This window comes from Paenibacillus lemnae (assembly GCF_012933385.1).
Taxonomy (GTDB): domain Bacteria; phylum Bacillota; class Bacilli; order Paenibacillales; family Paenibacillaceae; genus Paenibacillus_AQ; species Paenibacillus_AQ lemnae.
Genome location: NZ_JABBPN010000014.1, coordinates 1 through 20,476 on the forward strand (window position 1 = coordinate 1; position 20,476 = coordinate 20,476).

General features: G+C 47.9%; 18 protein-coding genes. 14 read left to right on the forward strand and 4 right to left on the reverse strand.

The window, feature by feature from the left end:
* The 11 genes from HII30_RS14630 to HII30_RS14680 form a co-directional block, all read left to right on the forward strand.
* Nucleotides 1–1,881, forward strand: a 1,881-nt coding sequence (locus tag HII30_RS14630) for a dynamin family protein (RefSeq protein WP_211184611.1), incomplete at its 5' end; no start/stop codon positions are given.
* Between the two features lie 309 nt (nt 1,882–2,190).
* On the forward strand, nt 2,191–3,969 hold the full coding sequence (locus HII30_RS14635; protein WP_169505790.1) for an ABC transporter ATP-binding protein: 1,779 nt from the start codon (nt 2,191–2,193) through the stop codon (nt 3,967–3,969).
* A complete protein-coding gene (locus HII30_RS14640) occupies nt 3,966–5,834 on the forward strand; it encodes an ABC transporter ATP-binding protein (protein WP_169505791.1) in 1,869 nt (622 codons plus the stop codon). The genes HII30_RS14635 and HII30_RS14640 overlap by 4 nt, the downstream gene beginning before the upstream one ends.
* Before the next feature lie 139 nt (nt 5,835–5,973).
* A complete protein-coding gene (locus HII30_RS14645) occupies nt 5,974–6,429 on the forward strand; it encodes a GNAT family N-acetyltransferase (RefSeq protein WP_246246463.1) in 456 nt (151 codons plus the stop codon).
* A gap of 179 nt (nt 6,430–6,608) precedes the next feature.
* Nucleotides 6,609–7,316 (forward strand): CAP domain-containing protein, encoded by a 708-nt coding sequence (locus HII30_RS14650; RefSeq protein ID WP_169505793.1) that lies wholly within the window; start codon nt 6,609–6,611, stop codon nt 7,314–7,316.
* 180 nt (nt 7,317–7,496) lie between these two features.
* Nucleotides 7,497–8,399, forward strand: a complete 903-nt coding sequence (locus tag HII30_RS14655) for a GDSL-type esterase/lipase family protein (RefSeq protein WP_246246486.1) — start codon at nt 7,497–7,499, stop codon at nt 8,397–8,399.
* 30 nt (nt 8,400–8,429) lie between these two features.
* The gene (locus HII30_RS14660; RefSeq protein WP_169505795.1) at nt 8,430–9,398 is read left to right on the forward strand and encodes an ABC transporter ATP-binding protein; all 969 of its coding nucleotides are present in this window, start codon (nt 8,430–8,432) and stop codon (nt 9,396–9,398) included.
* Nucleotides 9,391–10,380 (forward strand): ABC transporter permease, encoded by a 990-nt coding sequence (locus HII30_RS14665; protein WP_169505796.1) that lies wholly within the window; start codon nt 9,391–9,393, stop codon nt 10,378–10,380. The genes HII30_RS14660 and HII30_RS14665 overlap by 8 nt, the downstream gene beginning before the upstream one ends.
* A 97-nt stretch (nt 10,381–10,477) precedes the next feature.
* On the forward strand, nt 10,478–12,454 hold the full coding sequence (parE, locus tag HII30_RS14670; protein WP_169505797.1) for a DNA topoisomerase IV subunit B: 1,977 nt from the start codon (nt 10,478–10,480) through the stop codon (nt 12,452–12,454).
* A gap of 11 nt (nt 12,455–12,465) precedes the next feature.
* A complete protein-coding gene (gene parC, locus HII30_RS14675; RefSeq protein WP_169505798.1) occupies nt 12,466–14,934 on the forward strand; it encodes a DNA topoisomerase IV subunit A in 2,469 nt (822 codons plus the stop codon).
* Between the two features lie 326 nt (nt 14,935–15,260).
* Nucleotides 15,261–15,683 (forward strand): MarR family transcriptional regulator, encoded by a 423-nt coding sequence (locus HII30_RS14680; RefSeq protein ID WP_169505799.1) that lies wholly within the window; start codon nt 15,261–15,263, stop codon nt 15,681–15,683.
* Nucleotides 15,684–15,770: 87 nt separating this feature from the next.
* Here HII30_RS14680 and HII30_RS14685 read toward each other — a convergent pair whose 3' ends face one another.
* From HII30_RS14685 to HII30_RS14695, 3 genes are all read right to left on the reverse strand, one after another.
* Nucleotides 15,771–16,490 (reverse strand): pseudouridine synthase, encoded by a 720-nt coding sequence (locus tag HII30_RS14685; protein ID WP_169505800.1) that lies wholly within the window; start codon nt 16,488–16,490, stop codon nt 15,771–15,773.
* Between the two features lie 2 nt (nt 16,491–16,492).
* Nucleotides 16,493–17,356 (reverse strand): class I SAM-dependent methyltransferase, encoded by an 864-nt coding sequence (locus HII30_RS14690; RefSeq protein ID WP_169505801.1) that lies wholly within the window; start codon nt 17,354–17,356, stop codon nt 16,493–16,495.
* A gap of 80 nt (nt 17,357–17,436) precedes the next feature.
* The gene (locus HII30_RS14695) at nt 17,437–17,667 is read right to left on the reverse strand and encodes a hypothetical protein (RefSeq protein ID WP_169505802.1); all 231 of its coding nucleotides are present in this window, start codon (nt 17,665–17,667) and stop codon (nt 17,437–17,439) included.
* A gap of 422 nt (nt 17,668–18,089) precedes the next feature.
* Between HII30_RS14695 and HII30_RS14700 the strand changes: the two genes are divergently transcribed.
* Nucleotides 18,090–18,956 (forward strand): C40 family peptidase, encoded by an 867-nt coding sequence (locus HII30_RS14700; RefSeq protein WP_246246488.1) that lies wholly within the window; start codon nt 18,090–18,092, stop codon nt 18,954–18,956.
* Between the two features lie 76 nt (nt 18,957–19,032).
* On the opposite strand, the gene HII30_RS14705 is transcribed toward HII30_RS14700, so the two are convergent.
* Entirely contained in the window at nt 19,033–19,308 is a 276-nt protein-coding gene (locus HII30_RS14705) for a GNAT family N-acetyltransferase (protein WP_169505803.1), read from the reverse strand.
* A 162-nt stretch (nt 19,309–19,470) separates the two neighbouring features.
* Between HII30_RS14705 and HII30_RS14710 the strand changes: the two genes are divergently transcribed.
* Both HII30_RS14710 and HII30_RS14715 read left to right on the forward strand, forming a co-directional pair.
* Nucleotides 19,471–19,797 (forward strand): hypothetical protein, encoded by a 327-nt coding sequence (locus HII30_RS14710; RefSeq protein WP_169505804.1) that lies wholly within the window; start codon nt 19,471–19,473, stop codon nt 19,795–19,797.
* 93 nt (nt 19,798–19,890) lie between these two features.
* Nucleotides 19,891–20,451: a DUF5662 family protein gene (locus HII30_RS14715; protein ID WP_281363491.1), complete on the forward strand. Its 561-nt coding sequence runs from the start codon at nt 19,891–19,893 to the stop codon at nt 20,449–20,451.
* Nucleotides 20,452–20,476 lie beyond the last annotated feature (25 nt).

A 20,476-nucleotide genomic window follows, 5' to 3' on the forward strand; every position in this document is an offset into this window, starting at 1 on the left:
CGCCAGCGGCTGGAAGCCGCGGCCGCGCAGCTGCGCGGCGCAGCGGAGCTGCTGGCGCCGCATCCCGCGCTGGCGCAGTCCGCGCGGGAACTGCACGCCCGCGCCGACAGCCTGGCGGGCGGCTCGTTCACGATGGCGCTGTTCGGTGCCTTCAGCGCCGGCAAGTCCTCGTTCGCCAATGCACTGCTCGGCGAACGGGTGCTGCCGGTATCCCCGCATCCGACAACGGCCGCGGTGAACCGGATATTGGCACCTACGGATGATCATGCACACGGCACCGCCGATGTGACGATGAAAACCTTTGACGTGTGGTGGGATGATCTGACCTATTCATTCAGCGTGCTCGGACTGGATAAGCCAACGTCAGATAACTGGAGATCATCTGCAGAGGCTCTGACACCGGAAGGGGTACATCCGGCAGGATTGCCGCATTACGGATTCCTGAAAGCAGCAGCCGCTGGCTGGGATGAAATGCAGCACAAGCTGGGCAGCGTCCAAACCGTTGGGCTGGAAGAGTACCGCGGATTTGTAGCCGATGAGAGTAAATCCTGCTACGTGGACGGAATCGATCTATACTACAGCTCACCGCTGACCGAACAGGGCATCGTACTTGTAGATACACCAGGGGCAGATTCGCTGCATGCCAGACACACGGGGGTGACCTTCCGTTATATTAAGAATGCAGACGCGATTGTTTATGTTACCTATTATAATCATGCCTTCTCCAAGGCAGACCGTCAGTTTCTGGCCCAGTTAGGGCGGGTGAAGGATAGCTTTACACTGGATAAAATGTTCTTTGTTGTCAATGCTGCGGATCTTGCTTCATCACCGGAAGAGCTGGAACAGGTTGTGAAGCATGTCCGGGATAACCTGAATCGTAATGGGGTCGGCAGACCAAACATCTTCCCGGTATCCAGCCTCGATGCGCTTCAGGCTAAACAGCTGGATGTTGACGACCGTCTGGAAGCCTCTGGCTTTCTGCCGTTTGAGACGTCCTTAAACCAGTTTGCTGCCGAGGAACTGCCGGGCTTATCACTGCGGGCCGGTCTGGATGAAGTGAAGTCAGCACGCCAAAAAGCAGAGCGCTGGGCAGAAATGGCCGAACAGGATGAGGATACCCGGCAAAACCGTCTGCAGAGCCTGGAGCAGATTAGAACTCAAGCCGCCAGTTTGCTGAAAAACTTATCGGCTGCCAATCTCCGGCGGGATCTTTCGGACGAAAGCACAGAGCTTCTGTTTCATGTCCGCCAGCGGCTGGATTATGCGATGGGCCGGTTTTATCAGGAAGCCTTCCACCCATCTATTCTAAGAGAAGATGCAGGCAGTTTGAAAACGGCGTTTACAGCGTGCGGCAGAGATCTGCAGCGAACACTCGCCTTGGAGCTGGACCAGGAGCTGTGGGCTACCACCCTGAGACTGGAAGCAGCAGGGCGGCGTCTGGCTGCCGATACCGTACAGAGAGTACTGGACAGTATCGCTTCGCTGGAAGAGGGACTGGGACTGTCTGCACAGCTGGAACGGGATTGGCCTGCACCGGCTCTGCCGGAGACCGAGCTGAGTCGCCCGGAAGACTGGCACCACTATTGGAATGCCTTTAAGAACCCGAAGCATTACTTCGAAGGAAAAGGCAGCGCGAAGCTGAGAGAAAGCACAGAACCTGTCTTGAAAGATGAGATTGCTGCTGTCTTAGAGCAGCGTGCCAGCGAGCTGACAGATCACTATACAGCCGAGGCACATGCAGCACTTGCAGAATATACAGCCAAGCTTCAGGAACAGCTGGAGCAGTCTGTGGACACCATGAAGTCATCTCTTCAAGGAGGGCAATCTGCGGATGCATGGCGGAAGCTGGCCCGTGATCTTGAGAGTATGGCAGGATCGTAACAGGTGGCAGGAAAATAAATAGAAGGACTGAGAACCCGGCCGGAAGCGGCAGTTCGGGTTCTCTTTTTTTGCAAATGTTCAGCGATTGGAGCGTGCCTGATATGCCCTCAGGAAATTGTCACCATATTGTCAGGATTAAGGAGAAATTTCGATTATTTGATTATGAAGAAAGGATAACTTGCACTAAACGCTTTCAAAAGGTCAGAACGGGTCCTTTTAGCCCTTTTTCTGTCTTTGCTGGTTTAACAGGTCGGTGATAAACTTCATAAATGCTACATAACTGAACGTACATATCCAAGGAGGAAAAACATGAATGTTCTCAGGCAACTGCAGGGCTTCTTCTGGGAGAAACGAGTCTATCTCTTTCTTTCCATACTGTGTCTGGCGATGGCAACCGCGCTTGGACTGGTATACCCGTACCTGCTGCAGCGGCTGATCGATGATGCGATCAGACCGGAAAATTTTAGTTTAGTACCACAGCTTGCCCTTACCGTGGTGGGCGTCGTTGCCGTCAAAGCATTTCTTCAATTTTTACACGGTTTTTTCGGAGGAAGGCTCGGCAATTTCCTGGCTTATGAATTGCGTAACGCCTGTTACAAGAAGCTGCAATTCTTGTCTTTCCGCTATTATGACACGGCACGTACCGGAGATCTCATGTCCCGGCTCACAGGGGATCTAGAGGCCATCCGCCAGTTTATCGGATTTGGCTTCGCACAGCTTCTCAATCTGGTGCTGATGGTCACCTTCGGCTCGATTATGATGTTCTCAATCAGCTGGAAGCTGACCCTGTTTACTCTGATCAGTATTCCGTTTCTGGTCATTACAGCTCTGCGGTTCGAATCGAAGATTCATCCCGCATTTCAGGAAATGCGGCTTGCTCTTAGCTCACTGACGACTGCTGTTCAAGAGAATATTACGGGCGTTCGGACGGTTAAGTCATTTGCCCGGGAGCCTCATGAAGTGGTGAAGTTCTCTGGACGTAACGAGCGCTACAAGAGCAATCAAATTTTTGCGTCCTCTTTGTGGGCGCGTTTCTTCCCTTTGATGGAGCTTTTCGCCAACGTAAGTGTTGTGATTTTGCTGCTGGTCGGTGGAACAATGGTCATAAATCAGGAAATAACATTAGGTGAGCTGGTTGCGTTCTTCAGCTTGATCTGGTACATCATCGGCCCGATGTGGGGAATTGGTTTTCACATCAACAACTACACGCAATCTAAAGCCTCCGGGGAACGGGTGCTGGAGCTGCTGCATCAGCCTGTGGATGTGGAAGACCGCGAGAATGCGGTCGTTCTGGATCCGGCCAAAGTGAAAGGACATATCGTATTTGATGAGGTTACATTTGCATACGGAAATAAAATGGCCGCCGTCAAGGATATTAATTTGAATGCTCCTCCTGGCACGGTTATCGGATTTTTGGGAGGTACAGGATCCGGGAAATCGACGATCATTCAGCTGCTTATGCATGCTTATAATGTCAATTCCGGGAGCATTACACTGGATGGTGTGAACATTAAAGATATTAAAGTGAGGAGCTTACGCAGCCAGATATCTACCGTATTCCAGGAAACCTTCCTGTTCTCCTCCAGCATTCGCAACAATATCTCATATGGTATGAAAGATGTCGATATGGATGATGTGATCCGTGCAGCCAAGCTCGCCAAAGCCCATGATTTCATCATGGAGATGGAGCATGGATATGATACGGTAGTCGGGGAGCGGGGTATGGGCCTTTCCGGCGGTCAGAAACAGCGTATTGCGATTGCCCGTGCACTGCTTAAAGATCCGAAAATTTTGATACTGGATGACGCTACAAGTGCGGTCGATATGGAAACCGAGCATGAAATTCAATCCGGTTTCCAGGAAGTCATGAACGGAAGGACCACATTTATTATTGCTCACCGGATTTCTTCACTGCGTCATGCCGACGAAATTTTGGTTCTGGATGAAGGACGTATTGTCCAGCGCGGCAAGCATGATGAGCTGATTGAAATGGAAGGGCCGTACCAGGATGTATATAACATTCAGTATGCCGACCTGATTGCCAGACGTGCAACCTTGAACACGAATGAAGGGCAGGTGCAGGCATGAGTGCGGAAGTGAATCTCGGACGAAGTCCGAAAAAGAAAACAAACCGGGACCCGAAAAACTTCGGTACAACGGGTGAACGTTTTGTTTACCAAGATGATGATGCAATCGAAAAACCGTTTAACTGGAAACAGCTGACACGTTTGATCTCTTATATGAAGCCTTATGCCAAGCAGATGATTCCGCTCATCGTCATTTTGATGATCATTGGAACGGTCACGAAGCTGACGGTTCCATATTTGACCGGTTATGCGATCGATAAAGCGCTGGGTGCAGAAGCAGGAAGCTCAACAAGCTTGACCCTGCTGTACCAGATCGCGATTGCCGTGCTGCTGTTATATGTTGTTCAATACATCACGGGGATTTTCCGAATCAAGTACACGAATATCATTGGCCAGCGCGTAATCTATGATTTAAGAACGGATTTGTTCCGACACATCCAGAAACTGTCCTTTAATTTCTATGACAAAAGACCGGCAGGTTCTGTGCTGGTGCGGGTTACAAATGATGTTAACTCCCTTCAGGATCTCTTTACCAACGGGGTTGTCAACCTGCTGATTGATTGTGTGCAGCTGCTTGGTATTGTCATTATTTTGTTAGCGATTAACTGGAAGCTCGGTTTGGCTGTTATCGTGACCGTGCCGATCATGTTCTTTATTTCTACCACGCTGCGTGTTCGAATCCGTCGTGCCTGGCAGGATGTGCGTGCTAAAAACTCGCGGATTAATTCCCATTTGAATGAGTCTATTCAAGGGATTCGCGTGACCCAGGCCTATACACAGGAAGAAGAAAACATGAAATTCTTCGACCAAATGAACATGGAAAGCAAAAAATCATGGGACAAAGCTTCAGCGATGAACCAGGGATTCGGACCGCTGATCGAAATCACAGGCGGATTCGGTACATTAATCCTGTTCTGGCTGGGTTCCTCATTGATCGAGAGCAATGAGCTAACAATCGGTTTATTGATCGCATTCTCGAACTATGTGGGTAACTTCTGGGAGCCGATCAACCGTCTGGGTCTGATGTACAATCAGCTTCTGGTCGCTATGGCCTCCTCTGAACGTATATTCGAATTTATTGATGAGAAGCCGAACATTGCAGACAGTGAAGATGCGCGGAAAATTCCGAAGATCAAAGGGGATATCCAGCTGCGTGATGTCGTGTTCGAATATGAAAAAGGGCGCCAGGCTCTCAAAGGAATCAACCTGGACGTCACGGCAGGTCAGTCGATCGCGCTTGTGGGCCACACCGGCTCTGGTAAAAGCACGATCATTAACCTGCTCAGCCGGTTTTATGATATTTCCAGCGGATCGATTACGATTGACGGTTACGATGTTCGCAAAGTAACAGTCGAAAGCTTGAGAAGCCAGATTGGTATCGTTCTGCAGGACACCTTTATTTTCTCCGGTACTATCCGGGATAATATCCGCTTCGGGCGGCTGGATGCAACAGATGAAGATATCGAGTCTGTGGCCAAGGCCGTTGGCGCTCATGATTTTATCGTTGCAATGCCGGGTGGTTATGATACAGAAGTTGAAGAACGCGGCAACATGCTCTCCATGGGTCAAAGACAGCTGCTATCCTTTGCCAGAGCTCTGTTGGCAGACCCAAGAATTCTTATCCTGGATGAAGCAACAGCATCGATTGATACGGAGACAGAGCTTAAAATTCAGGAAGCGTTAAAGGTGCTTCTCCAGGGACGGACTTCGTTCATTGTTGCTCACCGTCTTTCCACCATTCGTCACGCAGATCATATCGTTGTGCTGGATCATGGACGAATTATTGAGGAAGGAAATCACGCCGCGCTGATGAAACAGCAGGGAACATATTACGGTCTCATTGAAGCACAATACAAATTTCTGTAAGATTCGGGATAAGAAACCTGGAGAAACGCCGAGAAATTTGTCGATATGGACTTGCAATCTGCCTCGGAAACGAAGAAAATAAGAGTGTGGAGAGTGGAAACCATATCATAGTAGAAGGGAAGCATGAGGGTAAATGAGCATGGAAAGCGTTATGTCTGCGCCTGCACTGCTGATTCGAACGTTTGAGAACAAAGATCTGGAGTCGGTCACGTCCCTAATGCGTGAGTTGAACTATCCGACAACGCTGAATGTGCTGCGGGAACAAATGGAAAGCATGGCCTGTAATCCGGGCTGCTGCAACATGATCGCGGAATTGGATGGCAAAGTAGTTGGCATGATTATGCTTCGTCAAGTCAAGTCCTACACAAAGATCGACAGTATCACTCAAATTACTTCGTTGATTGTTACCTCAACCTGCCGCAGCCAAGGAATCGGCAAACGATTGGTTCGCGGGGGAGAGAACTGGGGAAAACAGCAGGGAAGCAACCTCTTGTTTCTCACAAGCGGCAACCGGGAAGGTCTGGCCCCGGCACATGCATTTTTCGAACATATTGGATTTGAGAAAGCTGGTTATCAGTTTACGAAACAACTGTAAACCCACCCTTTTCTTCGCCCGGTCTCCTAGAGGACCGGGTTTTTCTTTTTTTTATGACATCTGAACTGAAGTATCATTTCCAACATTTGAAGGATGGCGAATTTGATTGGCCATGTTACACTGTCTACGTGTTGATGACAAAGTTGTAACTAATTCGTTACCTAAGGAGATGATGATTCATGAACAAACATATTATTAAAAAAGTGGCAGCAGGAAGTTTGGCAGCCATCCTGTCTGTGGGCATTATGCTGCCTTCACAAGCATCAGCAGCCCCATCCCAAGATCAGCTGCAAAGTCTGCAGCAGCAAATTCAAAAATATTTGGAAAGCCAGGGCTGGAGCAAATTTGAGTGGGTAATACAACAGCCTGCGAAGCAACCGCAGCAGTATCAGCCGCAACCGGAGCAGCCGAATGTGCCTGCAGCAAATCCAGGCAGCTCTGATGCACCGTCAGCACCAACCCCATCTGCCCAGCAGCCTAAACCTGAAGCACCAGCTGCGCCTGCTTCAAAAGAACAATCGGCTTATACCCAACAGGTCGTAGATCTGGTTAACCAGGAACGTGCGAAAAGCGGACTTGCTGCATTAAGCGTAAATGATGAACTGGCCGCTATGGCGCTCGATAAGGCGAAGGATATGAGCAATAATAACTACTTTGATCATCAATCTCCAACGTACGGATCACCATTTGATATGATGAAAGCTTACGGCATTTCTTACAGCTATGCAGGAGAGAATATAGCTAAAGGGCAGCGTACACCGGAAGAAGTCATGAAAGCATGGATGAACAGTGAGGGACACCGCAAAAATATTATGTCTCCGAACTTCACAATGATTGGCGTAGGATATTATAACGGACATTGGGTACAAGAGTTTATCAGTCAGTAGAATTATGATTCGGCTTTTCCCCTCAAAGCCGAAGGAGCAGGAGGCCAAGGCCTCCTGCTTTTTTTCATGCACTTCAAGCTCTATTTGCAAATTGTTCCCGGAAGTTTTATGTTTAAGTACATACAACCGTACAACAAACGTTGTACACACTGGTACTTTTAACCTATCTTAGCCGGAGGGATGACCTTGAACTCATCAAAATGGATTTGGCGAGTGACCGCATGGATTTCAGCAATAGCAACGGTCGTACTCGTTGTAGGATTTATTAATGCTTTCCAGGATGTGAATGGTTCATATACCGAACCAAGTGCTGCAGAAGATCAGATTACAGGAAGCACGGAAGAGGAGAACCCTGACATGAATAACCCCGATGAAGCCAATGAGTCTGAAGACAATAACGATATCAGTAAAGAGCCTTCTACGGTTCTGCCCCCTCTGCCTGATGATATTAAAATCACAGCCATTGGTGATTCGCTGGCAAAAGGAACCGGAGATAATACAGGTGAAGGTTATGTTCGGCGCAGCATCCAGCAATTGAATGAGAACGGGCGCAAGAGTGAGCTTTTGAACAACCTGGCGATCAACGGACTGACGACAGAGGGACTTTTGACCAGACTGGAAGATCAGGGTATCCGATATGCGCTGGAAAAGGCGGACTTGATACTGCTGTCCATTGGCGGCAATGATCTGTTTCAAGGAAGCGGTCTGGTGGAAAACGGACAAGCAGGTGCAGGTGAATTCTCGCCAGAACAGCTGGTCCAGGAAATTCCTCGAGCTTCTGAAAGGCTGAAGGAAATTCTTCAAAACATCCGGCAGCTTAATCCAACCGCAAGGGTCATTTATATTGGACTATATCATCCATTCGCAGACTTTCAGGAACTGTTGATTCCCGGTAATATTGCTGTTTCTACGTGGAATCATGCTGCTCAGCAGATTATTAATGAGGATCCTAATATGGTGCTCGTGCCTACCTTTGACTTGTTCCAGGGCAAGCTGGGACAGTATTTATCTTCCGATCATTTTCATCCGAACGGAGATGGCTATCAGTTAATCGCCGAGCGGATTGCGAAGGGCATACTTTAACATCTTTCTGACATAAAGGAGGCTTGAGCAATGAGCAGAACAGAATCAGATGTCGTCCTGTCTGTGGATCATGTGAAGAAAAAGATCGGACGAAAATGGATCATTAAAGATGTAAGTTTTGAAATTCGGGAAGGCGAGGTATTTGGTTTTCTCGGTCCGAACGGAGCCGGTAAAACGACTACGATTCGCATGCTGGTGGATTTGATCAAACCGACCGAGGGTATGATCAAGGTGTGCGGCTATGATGTGAACCGGCAGCAGGAGCAGGCTTTGCAGTACGTCGGCTCCATTGTTGAAAATCCCGAGATGTACAGCTTCCTGACCGGATGGGAGAATCTCGAGCATTTTGCCAGAATGCAGCCCGGCATTGATCAGGATCGTATTCGTGAAGTCGTGGAAATTGTCCGGATGGACAAGCGGATTCATGACAAGGTAAGCACCTACTCACTGGGAATGAGGCAGCGGCTCGGCATTGCGCAGGCCCTGCTCGGCAGGCCTAAGCTGCTGATTCTGGATGAACCTACGAACGGACTGGATCCAAAAGGAATTAAAGAAATGAGGCAGTTTATCCATCGTTTGGCGGCAGAAGGAATGGCTGTATTCGTATCAAGTCATCTGCTGAGTGAAATTCAGCTCCTCTGTGATCGGGTGGCAATCATCAGCCGCGGGAATGTACTGGCTGTCGGCGGTGTACAAGAGCTGATTCAAGACAGCTCCGGCTATGTTGTGTGGCATGTATCTCCTCCTGACCTAGGACTTCAGCTGCTGGATAAGATGCCAGAGTGTGAAGTTATTGAAACACCGTCAGAGGTGCTGGATGATTCTGTGCTGGCCGGAATGTCAGAAAGAGCTGTTGTCACACGGATTCAGGAAGAAGACATCTCCCGCGCGGTTCATCATCTGGTATCTTCCAATGTGCAGGTGCTTGGAGTCAATCGAATCAATCCTACGCTGGAGCAGCTGTTCCTGCAAATGACAGAGGGGGAGAGCATTGAATAATATACTGCCGCTCATACAGAATGAATGTATTAAGGTCATCAAGAAGAAACGTTTTTACGTGATTTTACTCGTCATTCTCCTTTTGGTCCCCATGTTTACATACGCACAGGTCAAATCTGCTGAAAGAAACCAGGGGAAATTTAATGACGACTGGCGTCTGGAGCTTCAGCAGCGCATTACGGATAACCAAAATTCACTGGGCAGTGACCGGATTCCGGAAGAATGGAAGCAATACCGGCTAATTTTTATTCAGCAAATGCAGTATTATTTAGATCAGGATGTCAATCCTAATCAGCCAACAGGTGTGAATTTCACCCGAGAATTTATGAACAATGCAGTATCTCTATTTATACCGCTGCTCATTATGGCCATCGCCTCAGATCTTGTATCAGGAGAGCGGACGAACGGTACGATTAAAATGCTGTTAACCCGCCCGGTGAAACGGTGGAAGGTTCTGTTCAGCAAGCTGGTCACGCTGGTGATGTTTGTCTCCCTGATAATACTTGCCACCTATGCAATTGCTTACGGAATATCAGGCCTCGCGTTCGGTTATAAAGGTTTTCAGCTTCCGGTGTTTACGGGATTCCGAATTAATGGCTCAGATGTAGACGTGTCGTCCGTACATGCCGTTCCCCAGTGGCAGTATCTGATGATGCAGGCCGGACTGGTCTGGTTTGTCAGTCTGTCTGTCGCAATGCTGGCGTTCATGGTGTCAGTGCTCGTAAGAAGCACAGCAGCCAGCATCGTGGTCATGATGGCTGCACTCATCTCAGGAACCATTCTGACCAATATGGCATCAGCCTGGACAAGTGCCAAATATTTGTTTATGGTCAATTTGAATCTGACAAGCTATTTGGAAGGGTCATTGCCTCCGATTGAAGGGATGACACTCAATTTTTCACTGGCCGTTTTAGGCATTTGGGCACTGGCTGCTGTAATCATTTCATTCACTGTCTTTACGAGAAGGGATATTTTGAATTAAAATGTACGAAGTATAAAAACATTTGTTTGCATTTTGGGTGTAAATACCTTTACAATCATTTGCAGTGTTCAAGCGAAATAAAGAAGGAGGAGCATGAATGGTCGAACAGATCGATGGGTTTGCAGAGTCATCACAGCGCGGCGGAGGCCGCCCGGGATACGATGCTGACGACATTCAAGTGCTCGAAGGCCTAGTTGCAGTACGCAAACGGCCAGGCATGTACATAGGCAGCACCAGTTCATCCGGCCTGCATCATCTGGTGTGGGAAATCGTAGATAATGCGGTGGATGAACATCTGGCAAAGTACTGCTCGAGAATCGAAATCACATTACACAAAGACAACTCCATAACGGTATATGACAACGGCCGGGGGATTCCTACCGGCATGCACAAGACCGGGATTCCAACACCTCAGGTCGTATTCACGATCCTGCATGCCGGGGGCAAGTTCGGAGGTTCCGGGTACAAGAAATCCGGCGGACTGCATGGTGTGGGCGCATCGGTTACGAACGCACTGTCAGAATGGCTGGTTGTTGAGATCTACAGGGACGGAAAGATCCACCGCCAGCGTTTCGAATACTGGATGGACAAGAAAGATAAAGAGCATGTAGGAGAGCCCGTCACAGGGCTTGAAGTTATAGGCAATACGAACAAAACCGGCACCAAGGTCACTTTCAAGCCGGACACCCGTGTGTTTTCGGCAGGCATCCATTTGAATTATGAGACACTGTCTGAGCGGCTGCAGGAAATCGCATTTCTGAACTCGGGGCTGCGCATCGTGCTCAAGGACGAACGAAGCGGGAATGCGGATGAATATTTTTATGAGGGCGGAGCCAGTCAGTTCGTTGCATTTCTGAACGAGGGCAAGGATGTTCTTCATGATGTTATTCATTTCAATGCCGAAAAAGAAGATATCGAAGTGGAAATTGCGATGCAGTATAATGCCGGCTACACGGAAACCCTGGCTTCTTTTGTAAACTCTATTCCTACACGGGGCGGTGGTACACATGAGACCGGTTTTAAAACCGCATATACCCGGGCGATGAATGAATATGCACGCAAGAATGCCATGATCAAGGAAAAGGACAAGAACCTGGAAGGCGGCGACCTGAGGGAAGGCATGATGGCTGTCATCAGTGTGAAGATGTCGGAAGTGGAGTTCGTGGGTCAAACCAAGGATCAGCTCGGCAGTGCATCCGCAAGAAGTGTGGTGGAAGCCATTGTGACGGACAAGATGCAGATCTTCCTGGAGGAGAATCCGCAGGTAGCCCAAACCCTGCTGAAGAAGGCCATTCAGGCTTCCAGAGCCCGTGAAGCAGCCCGTAAGGCGAGAGACGAGATGCGTTCGGGCAAGAAACGGAGCGAAAGCTCCAATCTGGGCGGCAAGCTGTCATCTGCACAATCCAAAGATGTCACCAGAACAGAGCTGTTCATTGTGGAGGGAGATTCCGCTGGCGGATCTGCCAAGCAGGGACGGGATTCCAAAATTCAGGCTATATTGCCGCTTAAAGGAAAACCGATGAATCCGGAGAAATCCAAGCTTGCTGATATTCTGAAAAATGAAGAATACCGTGCTATTGTTGCGGCGATTGGTGCAGGAATCGGCACTGAATTTACAGCGAGTGACAGCAATTATTCTAAAATTATCATTATGACTGATGCGGATACCGACGGCGCACATATTCAGGTGCTGCTGTTAACATTTTTCTATCGGTACATGAAGCCGCTGATTGATGAAGGCAGGGTCTATCTCGCTCAGCCGCCGCTGTACAAGATCGCAAGCAAATCCGGCAAGCTGGAAACCGTGCGGTATGCCTGGACGGAAGGACAGCTGACGAACTACCTGAAGGAATTCAAAAGCTATGAGCTTCAGCGGTACAAAGGTCTGGGCGAGATGAATCCGGACCAGCTGTGGGAGACGACGATGAACCCTGAATCCAGAACGCTGCTGCAGGTCCAGATTGATGATGCGGCGAAGGCGGAACGGCGTGTTTCCACCTTGATGGGGGATAAGGTTGACCCTCGAAAACGTTGGATTGTGGAAAATGTAAACTTCGCAGAGTTTGAGGAATAGAAGGTGAAGGTATGAGTTTATCAGAGCAGTTTCTTCCGGCATTTCTGGAAGAGGTCGTCGGAGACCGTTTCGGCCGGTATTCCAAATATATTATTCAGGACCGTGCCATTCCCGATGTGCGGGATGGTTTGAAGCCGGTACAGCGCCGAATTCTGTATGCAATGTATGACTCCGGCAATACACCGGACAAGCCATACCGTAAGTCTGCCAAAACGGTAGGGGATGTAATGGGTAACTATCATCCGCATGGTGACTCGTCCATCTACGAAGGTATGGTGAGAATGGCTCAGCCCTGGAAGATGGGTCATGTACTTGTAGACGGTCACGGGAACTGGGGATCACAGGATGATGATCCGGCAGCCGCGATGCGATATACCGAGGCACGGTTGTCCCCTATTGCAATGGAGATGCTTCGAGATATTGAGAAACGGACGGTATTGTTTAAGGACAACTTTGATAATACAGCAAAAGAGCCGGTTGTCCTGCCATCCCGTTATCCGAATCTCCTTGTGAATGGTACAAGCGGGATCTCGGCAGGTTTTGCTACAGAAATTCCGCCGCATAATTTACGGGAAGTGATTGATGCATGTATCGCAGTGATGCAGAAACCCGAGATTGAGCTGAACGAAATTATGACCTTTATTAAAGGTCCGGATTTTCCGACAGGCGGTATTATCATGGGCGGAACAGGCATTGAAGATGCCTATCGCACCGGCAAAGGCCGTGTATATCTGCGTTCAGTGACAGAGATACAATCTCTTCGCGGCGGCAAGCAGCAAATTGTAATTACCGAAATTCCTTTTCAGGTTGTTAAAGCCCGCCTGGTTACAGCAATGGAAAATATCCGTCTGGAGAAAAAGGTCGACGGCATTGCCGAAGTGCGGGATGAGAGCGGGCGTGAAGGTCTACGGATCGTCGTTGAGCTGAAGAAGGAGGCGGATGCGAGCGGCATCCTCGCCTATCTGCTTAAGAAAACCGATCTTCAGATCAACTATAATTTCAACATGGTTGCGATCGTAAACAAAGCGCCGCAGCAGCTTGGACTCAAGCAAATGCTGCAGGCCTATATCGATCATCAGCGTGAGGTTGTAACTTTCCGGACACAGTTCGAGCTTGAAAAAGCCGAAGACCGCTCACATGTGCTGGAAGGTCTCGTCAAAGCTCTGAATATTCTCGATGAGGTTATTGCGGCCATCAAGGCCTCGAAGAACAGACAAGATGCCCAAAACAACCTACAGTGGATGTTTGGGTTTACAGAACGACAGGCGGACTCTATTCTGACCCTGCAGCTGTATCGTTTGACGAACCTTGAAATTCACTCCCTTCAAAAAGAACTGGATGAACTCACGAAAAAGATTGATACCCTGAGAGGTATCCTGAATAGTGACAAGAAACTGATCTCCGTTATCCGTAAGGAACTGATGGAGATTCGTGACAAATACGGCATAGAGCGCCGGGCTAAAATCCAGGAAGAAGTAGAAGAACTCAAGGTTAATCTGGAAGTGATGGTTGCTGCTGAGGATGTATTGGTCACGTTGTCCAGGGATGGATATATTAAACGAACCAGCAGGCTGTCGTTTAACCGTTCGGGCGGAGAGCTGGACAGCGCAGGGGTGAAAGAGGGCGATTATGTTACCCGCGTTCTGGAGGTAAGTACGTTGGAGAATTTGCTGATCTTTACACAGCGGGGACAGTATTTTGTCCTGCCGGTTCATCAGATTCCTGAATATAAATGGAAGGATGCCGGCACGGCCATCGTGAACGTGATTCAGTTAGCGAAGGAAGATCAGATTGCAGGCGTTATTCCGGTATCCAGTTTTGATGAGAATGATTCCACACTTGTGTTCGTAACATCAGGAGGCCAGGTGAAACGCTCGGCACTGAAGGATTACGCGACCAAGAGATCTGGTGCCGTAGCAGCCATAAAGGTGGGGGCTGAGGATCATGTTATCAAGGTAGCTTTAAGTGACGGAAGTAAGGATCTGATGCTGATCTCTGAAGGCGGTATGAGCATTCGCTTCAATGAGTCGGAAGTGAATACCATGGGCCGTGTATCCGGTGGTGTAAAAGGAATGCAGCTCCGTGACGATGACAAACTGGCAGCAGCGCTTTGGGTTGGCGAGGATGAAGGGGAGGTTCTGGTCATCAGTGATCTGGGATATGCCAAGCGTACCCTGCTGCTGGATTATCCGGCACAAAGCCGAGGCGGCAAAGGAATCGTAACCTTTGAGTTTAAAGAAGGCAAGCGGATTAAACCGAATGGAAACAAGATCCTGGATGCCTTCTACTGCAGGGAACCGCTTGCGGTGGCTGCTTATGCGCAGGATGGAAGTGTATATAACTTTAGCTCGGAACAGGCTCCGATCACAGATCGCAAGTCCACAGGCAGGCAGCTGGCGGATGTCGGTAAGAAAGGCGAGCTTCGTGAAGTGTTGATTTTGCCTGAATTGAAACCTAATCCAGGTGCTGGTACCTCGTAAGTAAATATGAAGTGATTTTTGTTACAGCGAAGAAGACATTCGTGATCCGTTTGAAGCGGAAACGAATGTCTTCTTTATCGTTCTATATGTAAAAATGCAGAAAGTGAACGCTGCTGTCGAATTCAGGGCACGTCTGAAATACCTTGTCACTAAAGGGATAGCGTCATTTGTCGCTTTGTTGGAAGTTTTATTTTTTATAAATTTCAGCAGGAATATTGGCATTTCGGAACGAAACTTAACGCTATGAATGACACAAGAATGGAATCGTCACTCTGGTCTGCGTTATCTGGGACTTTCAAATATGGTTTTGGAAGGAGACAATAATGATGCACACACATGAATTTGCAAAGGTATGGTCCAGACTAGCGAAGGATTATAAAATGCATATGGAGAATGGCTTGGGGCCTTCTTTAACAGAGGCGCAGTTGACGGTGCTGGAAGTGCTGGAGGAGCGCCGCCGAATGAAGCCGTCTGATTTTATTCCCTATTTGGCCACCAGCCCGGCTGCTGTGACGATGCTGCTGGATCGAATGGAAAAGAACGGTCTTATACTCCGTGACCGTGATGAACGGGACCGGAGACTGGTATGGGTCACCATATCGGGTAAGGGACGTCAGGAAGTGGATCGTGGAATCCAGGTAAGAAATGAATATTTATCACATGTACTAAGCCGGATTTCTTCACATAACCAGCAGCTGCTCGTTTACTTGTTAGGCAAAGTGGGCACCGTACCACAGGAAGTGGGATAGGCGACGCTTCGTATCATACCGCATGACAAAAAAGCCGAAGTCCAGCTGAACCTCGGCTTATAGTGGATAACACGTCATGCCCCGGAGCTAGTCCGTATGTGACAAGTGGGTGTCTGAGAACAGGTCCCAAGGGAACGACAGCGGCGGAGCAGAACGCAGATAAACCTCTTCCTTGGTGACCGGATGCGGAAAGCCTACGAGCACCGACCATAAGGCGATTTGCTGCCCCGGCTTGCTATGATGGCTGCCATACTTCTGATCCCCATAGAGCGGATGTCCAGCATGGCTCAGCTGCACTCGAATCTGATGTGAGCGACCGGTATGAAGCTCGATCAACAGAAGGGAGTACCCGTCTTTCTCTTCCAGTACCTTGTAATCCAGAATAGCTTCCTTGCTTTCATCTGTGCCTTTGGGAACGACGGTCACGGTGTTTGTGCGGCTGTCTTTCATTAGATAATCCCGAAGCTGGCCGGATGATTTAACGGGTGATCCATGAATTACAGCAGCATACTGCTTCTTGATATTCCGGCTGCGGACGGCCTCGGACAGACGGGAAGCCGCTTTGGATGTTTTGGCGAATACCATAGCACCGCCGACAGGCCGGTCAAGACGATGGACTAGACCAAGGTATACATTGCCCGGCTTGTTATAACGCTGCTTAATATCTTCTTTCAACAAGCTGAGCATATCCGGATCGCCGGTGGCATCTTCTTGGGAAGGAATGTTAACGGGCTTGCTGACACCGAGTATATGGTTATCCTCAAACAGAATGTGAATTTCAGGTGACGCATTGCCTGTCTTATTCACTGTCAGGACTCCCAGCGGCCCAGAATGCCGCAAGGCAGGTTCATACCGGATGTGGTGATTGGAAGGCCAATCTCTCCAGCACTGATATTACCACCGAACTTCGGCTGCATGGTCATGGTCAGCATATTACGCAGCACGGTAGGAGAGATGCCTGTCGTGTAGGAATTAATGAGCATGAACAGCGGCCGGTCTGACAAGATGTCCATACATTCCGACAGGAAAGGGTACAGGCTCTCTTCCAGCTTCCAGGTTTCACCGCTTGGTCCACGACCATAAGACGGTGGATCCATAATGATTCCGTCATATTGATTGCCTCTGCGCTTTTCTCTCTGCACAAACTTAAAGACATCGTCTGTAATATAACGGACAGGACGGTCAGCCAGGCCGGAAAGTGCGGCATTTTCTTTTGCCCACTGGACCATGCCTTTGGCAGCATCGACATGAACCACCTCAGCACCTGCATAAGCTGCAGCAACCGTGGCTCCCCCGGTATAAGCGAACAAGTTCAACACACGGATCGGACGTCCCGCATCTGCAATTTTATTCATCATCCAGCGCCAGTTAGCTGCTTGTTCCGGAAACAGGCCGGTATGTTTAAAACTGGTCGGCTTGATATGAAATTTCAGTTTATCATAGCCAATACTCCAGCGTTCAGGCAGCGTTTTTTTCATGTCCCAGCTGCCGCCGCCGGATGAACTGCGGTGATAGTGTCCGTGTACATCTTTCCATGCCCCGGAATCGTTCGCAAGGGGCCATATAATCTGAGGGTCCGGTCTCCGAAGAATGACATCCCCCCAGCGTTCGAGCTTTTCTCCGCCACCGGTATCAATAACTTCGTAATCTTTCCAATCATCTGCTACATACATAGTGTGAATACCATCCTTCAAATCGTCATTTAGACTATATTGTACAACATTTTACGGAAAGGATGCCAATAGTGCTGACGTTATTTTATGAAAACCTGAGAGAAGCGATATTCGACATTCATGACGTCATTACATGTTGCACTTGCAAGTAAGCCTGTTTGGTTTTTTGTTCGGATTATGTTCATTTCACCTCCATCCATATTCGGTGGTATTTTCCAGGATTTTAACCATAAAACAAAAAAAGGCAGTAAATGAACAATAGGTTCATTTTCTGCCCGAATCGGTTCGTGTCCAGGGATCGCAGCTGTCATTAGCAAACCACCCGTATAGAGTGGATACTAAAAAATCCGCACTGCTAAGCAGCACGGATGGACAGTCGCCATGATGGAAACCTTCTCTTGGCTTCAATGGATATCCGTTGTTCTTAACTAATTACACAGCTCTTCATAAGCATAAGAAATTGGGTTAGTTAAAAACGTTCACCGACATCAAAATCTCTCATTCAATTTCCAATAGTTTCAAAAGAGTATCAAAGTGTACGTTAATAGTTACAAAACATTCACAATTTCATAATTTCGACACATTTCGCGCCAAACTTTTTAAAAGGGGTATGTTACTTTAGATGGGTAGACTTGGTTGAACGAAGCTGTAATCGGACATACAACACGTCCGGTACGGGCATTGATAAACACTTATATCTGATGCCTGGAAGCTTAGGGGGAGGATTACATCATTGAAATCGCTATTTAAGAAAGTTATTATCGCAGGAACAATTGCTGTTACCAGCCTGTCATTGCACCCATATGCGGCAAGTGCCGCCACACCCGTTGTAAAGGTCCAAATTAATGATTCATTGCTTTCATTAACAGGCAAAGGTGCTTTTATTGACAGCAAAGGATTTACTCAGGTCCCAGTCCGTGCGATCACAGAAAAACTGGGCGCATCGGTTCATTTCGAAAAATCGGGGTCTGTCGTAAAGGTTACCATCAGCAAGGGGGCAACCAAAGCAGTCCTGCATGCAGGATCGAGTTATGCCGAGGTGGGGTCTGAAAGAGTGAAGATGGATACTGTTGCACGAGTTGTTGACGGACAAGCGTACGTTCCCGTCCGTTTTATATCAGAAACATTTGGATATAGTCTGAAATGGGACGCCAAGAATCGGCTTGCAATGATCAGTACAGACGGTCAAAGTCATAAAGCAGCCTGGACAGCACCAGTACAAAAGTTAAAGTTAACAAATCATTCTGAAGTGACTTCGATCGCTCAAAATTACTTAGGTACCCGATATGTATGGGGAGGATCAACTCCATCCGGATTTGATTGCTCCGGTTATATTAAGTACGTATACGCAAAAGTAGGCGTTAGCTTACCGCACAGCTCGATTTCTATGCATAATAACCACGGAACACCGGTTGCGAAGAGCAATCTTCAAGAAGGTGACCTGGTATTCTTCATCACAAATAAAGTCTCTACATCTCATGTCGGTATTTATTTAGGTAACAACAAATTTATCTCGGCAACTAGCAGCGGTATTAAGGTTGACAGTTTGAACAGTTCTTATTGGGGTCCGAAATATAACGGTGCAAACCGCGTACTATAAACGCGTACTATGAAATGAAGTTTGTAGATCCGTACAGCATGCTGTACGGATCTTTGTTTGATTTAAGGAGTGCATATTACTGCTGCAGCAGATCCCGGTCATCAGGAAACTTTTCAAAATGATGACTTGCATATGCACAAGCTGGGATAATCTTTAACTGTTCTTGGCGGGCATACTCGATCACTTTGCGAATCAGCTGCTCAGCTACTCCCTGTCCGCGTAATTCTGGGGATACAAACGTATGATCAATGCTGATCACACCGTCACCTTGAGACGAGAAGTTGACCTCCGCCTGTACATTTCCTTGCTCTTCCACATAATAACGACCGCTGCTTGATTGAATTTCGTTCATGGGTTCTCCTCCACTGTGGATGATTTTTCTCTAGTTTATATGAAGTAAAAGTAATATTACCCGTTCAGATGACCGTTTAAACAATGTTTTCGAATAGGCATTCACCCTGTTCCGATAACCTGCATACAATGCGGATATAGGAAATTACAAGGAGTGATATCAATGTCAGCCTATCCCAGTCATCAGGTAGTCTATCAGTGCGATCAACATATGGCACATACCATGAAAGAGCAGAAGGCTAAAATGCAACAGGCACTGCAGCCTGCCATCAATCGCAAGGTGCGTGTTCACACGATGGATGATGAGGTTCTAGAAGGGGTAATTCTCGGTTATGATAAGAATTTTATATACTTAAGCATGGAACAAACCTCACCGCGTGCTTTTTTTCCTTATCCCGGCTATTATCCGCCAAGACCGCCATTTTACCCATCCAATGTGATTCTTCCGCTGGCCTTGTTTGACCTGTTAACACTCACGTTGTTGTTATAGTAGCTTTCAGTTAATAACAAACCTGTACTGTTGGTACGGGTTTGTTTTTTTGTATACAGTAGCGCCCTTAATAGTTACATTCTTCAATATGAAATGTATAATGATGGAAAGTCTCATACTGTTTTATTTAAGAATGATTCTGCTATTCGGAGGGGGTGTGTAATCATCGGTGAGTATTGGCGCTACTTCTTATATGTTCTAGACCATAAAACAAATGTCTTGGTGGAGTGCTGGAAGGAAGGGTTGTACTTTCAAGGAATCATACACGATATGTCGAAGTTTAAGCCTGTGGAATTCTTTCCTTACGCCCATAAATTTTACTCTAAACGAAAAGACGAGCTAACAGATAGCCGTTGGAAGAAGGCGTGGCTTCACCACCAAAACCACAATAAACATCACTGGGAATACTGGATCGTAAATAAACATACTCAAGAAGCACTGCCTATGCCGAGAAAGTACTGGGTTGAAATGGTTTGTGATTGGAGAGCTTTCTCCAGAAAATGGGGCCGAAAAGTGAAGGAACCTCAACTGGTCGATCGGATGATGAATTCCGAAGGCGTAATTTTGCATCCGGAAACCAGAGCAGAGCTCGAAAGATTTTTGGCGGTACGAGAATCAGGAACGAATCACGAACAGGCTGGATCTGATGATTAAACAAAGATAGGGAAGTCAAAAAATT

What these genes read in the sequence shown, in the direction of transcription:
- parC (WP_169505798.1), top strand. Translation starts at nt 12,466, where the DNA reads ATGAGTTTATCAGAGCAGTTTCTTCCGGCATTTCTGGAAGAGGTCGTC.
- HII30_RS14715 (WP_281363491.1), top strand. Translation starts at nt 19,891, where the DNA reads ATGTATAATGATGGAAAGTCTCATACTGTTTTATTTAAGAATGATTCT.
- HII30_RS14635 (WP_169505790.1), top strand. Translation starts at nt 2,191, where the DNA reads ATGAATGTTCTCAGGCAACTGCAGGGCTTCTTCTGGGAGAAACGAGTC.
- HII30_RS14655 (WP_246246486.1), top strand. Translation starts at nt 7,497, where the DNA reads ATGACCTTGAACTCATCAAAATGGATTTGGCGAGTGACCGCATGGATT.
- HII30_RS14710 (WP_169505804.1), top strand. Translation starts at nt 19,471, where the DNA reads ATGTCAGCCTATCCCAGTCATCAGGTAGTCTATCAGTGCGATCAACAT.
- parE (WP_169505797.1), top strand. Translation starts at nt 10,478, where the DNA reads ATGGTCGAACAGATCGATGGGTTTGCAGAGTCATCACAGCGCGGCGGA.
- HII30_RS14650 (WP_169505793.1), top strand. Translation starts at nt 6,609, where the DNA reads ATGAACAAACATATTATTAAAAAAGTGGCAGCAGGAAGTTTGGCAGCC.
- HII30_RS14695 (WP_169505802.1), bottom strand. Translation starts at nt 17,667, where the DNA reads ATGACAGCTGCGATCCCTGGACACGAACCGATTCGGGCAGAAAATGAA.
- HII30_RS14680 (WP_169505799.1), top strand. Translation starts at nt 15,261, where the DNA reads ATGCACACACATGAATTTGCAAAGGTATGGTCCAGACTAGCGAAGGAT.
- HII30_RS14660 (WP_169505795.1), top strand. Translation starts at nt 8,430, where the DNA reads ATGAGCAGAACAGAATCAGATGTCGTCCTGTCTGTGGATCATGTGAAG.
- HII30_RS14640 (WP_169505791.1), top strand. Translation starts at nt 3,966, where the DNA reads ATGAGTGCGGAAGTGAATCTCGGACGAAGTCCGAAAAAGAAAACAAAC.
- HII30_RS14705 (WP_169505803.1), bottom strand. Translation starts at nt 19,308, where the DNA reads ATGAACGAAATTCAATCAAGCAGCGGTCGTTATTATGTGGAAGAGCAA.
- HII30_RS14645 (WP_246246463.1), top strand. Translation starts at nt 5,974, where the DNA reads ATGGAAAGCGTTATGTCTGCGCCTGCACTGCTGATTCGAACGTTTGAG.
- HII30_RS14690 (WP_169505801.1), bottom strand. Translation starts at nt 17,356, where the DNA reads ATGTATGTAGCAGATGATTGGAAAGATTACGAAGTTATTGATACCGGT.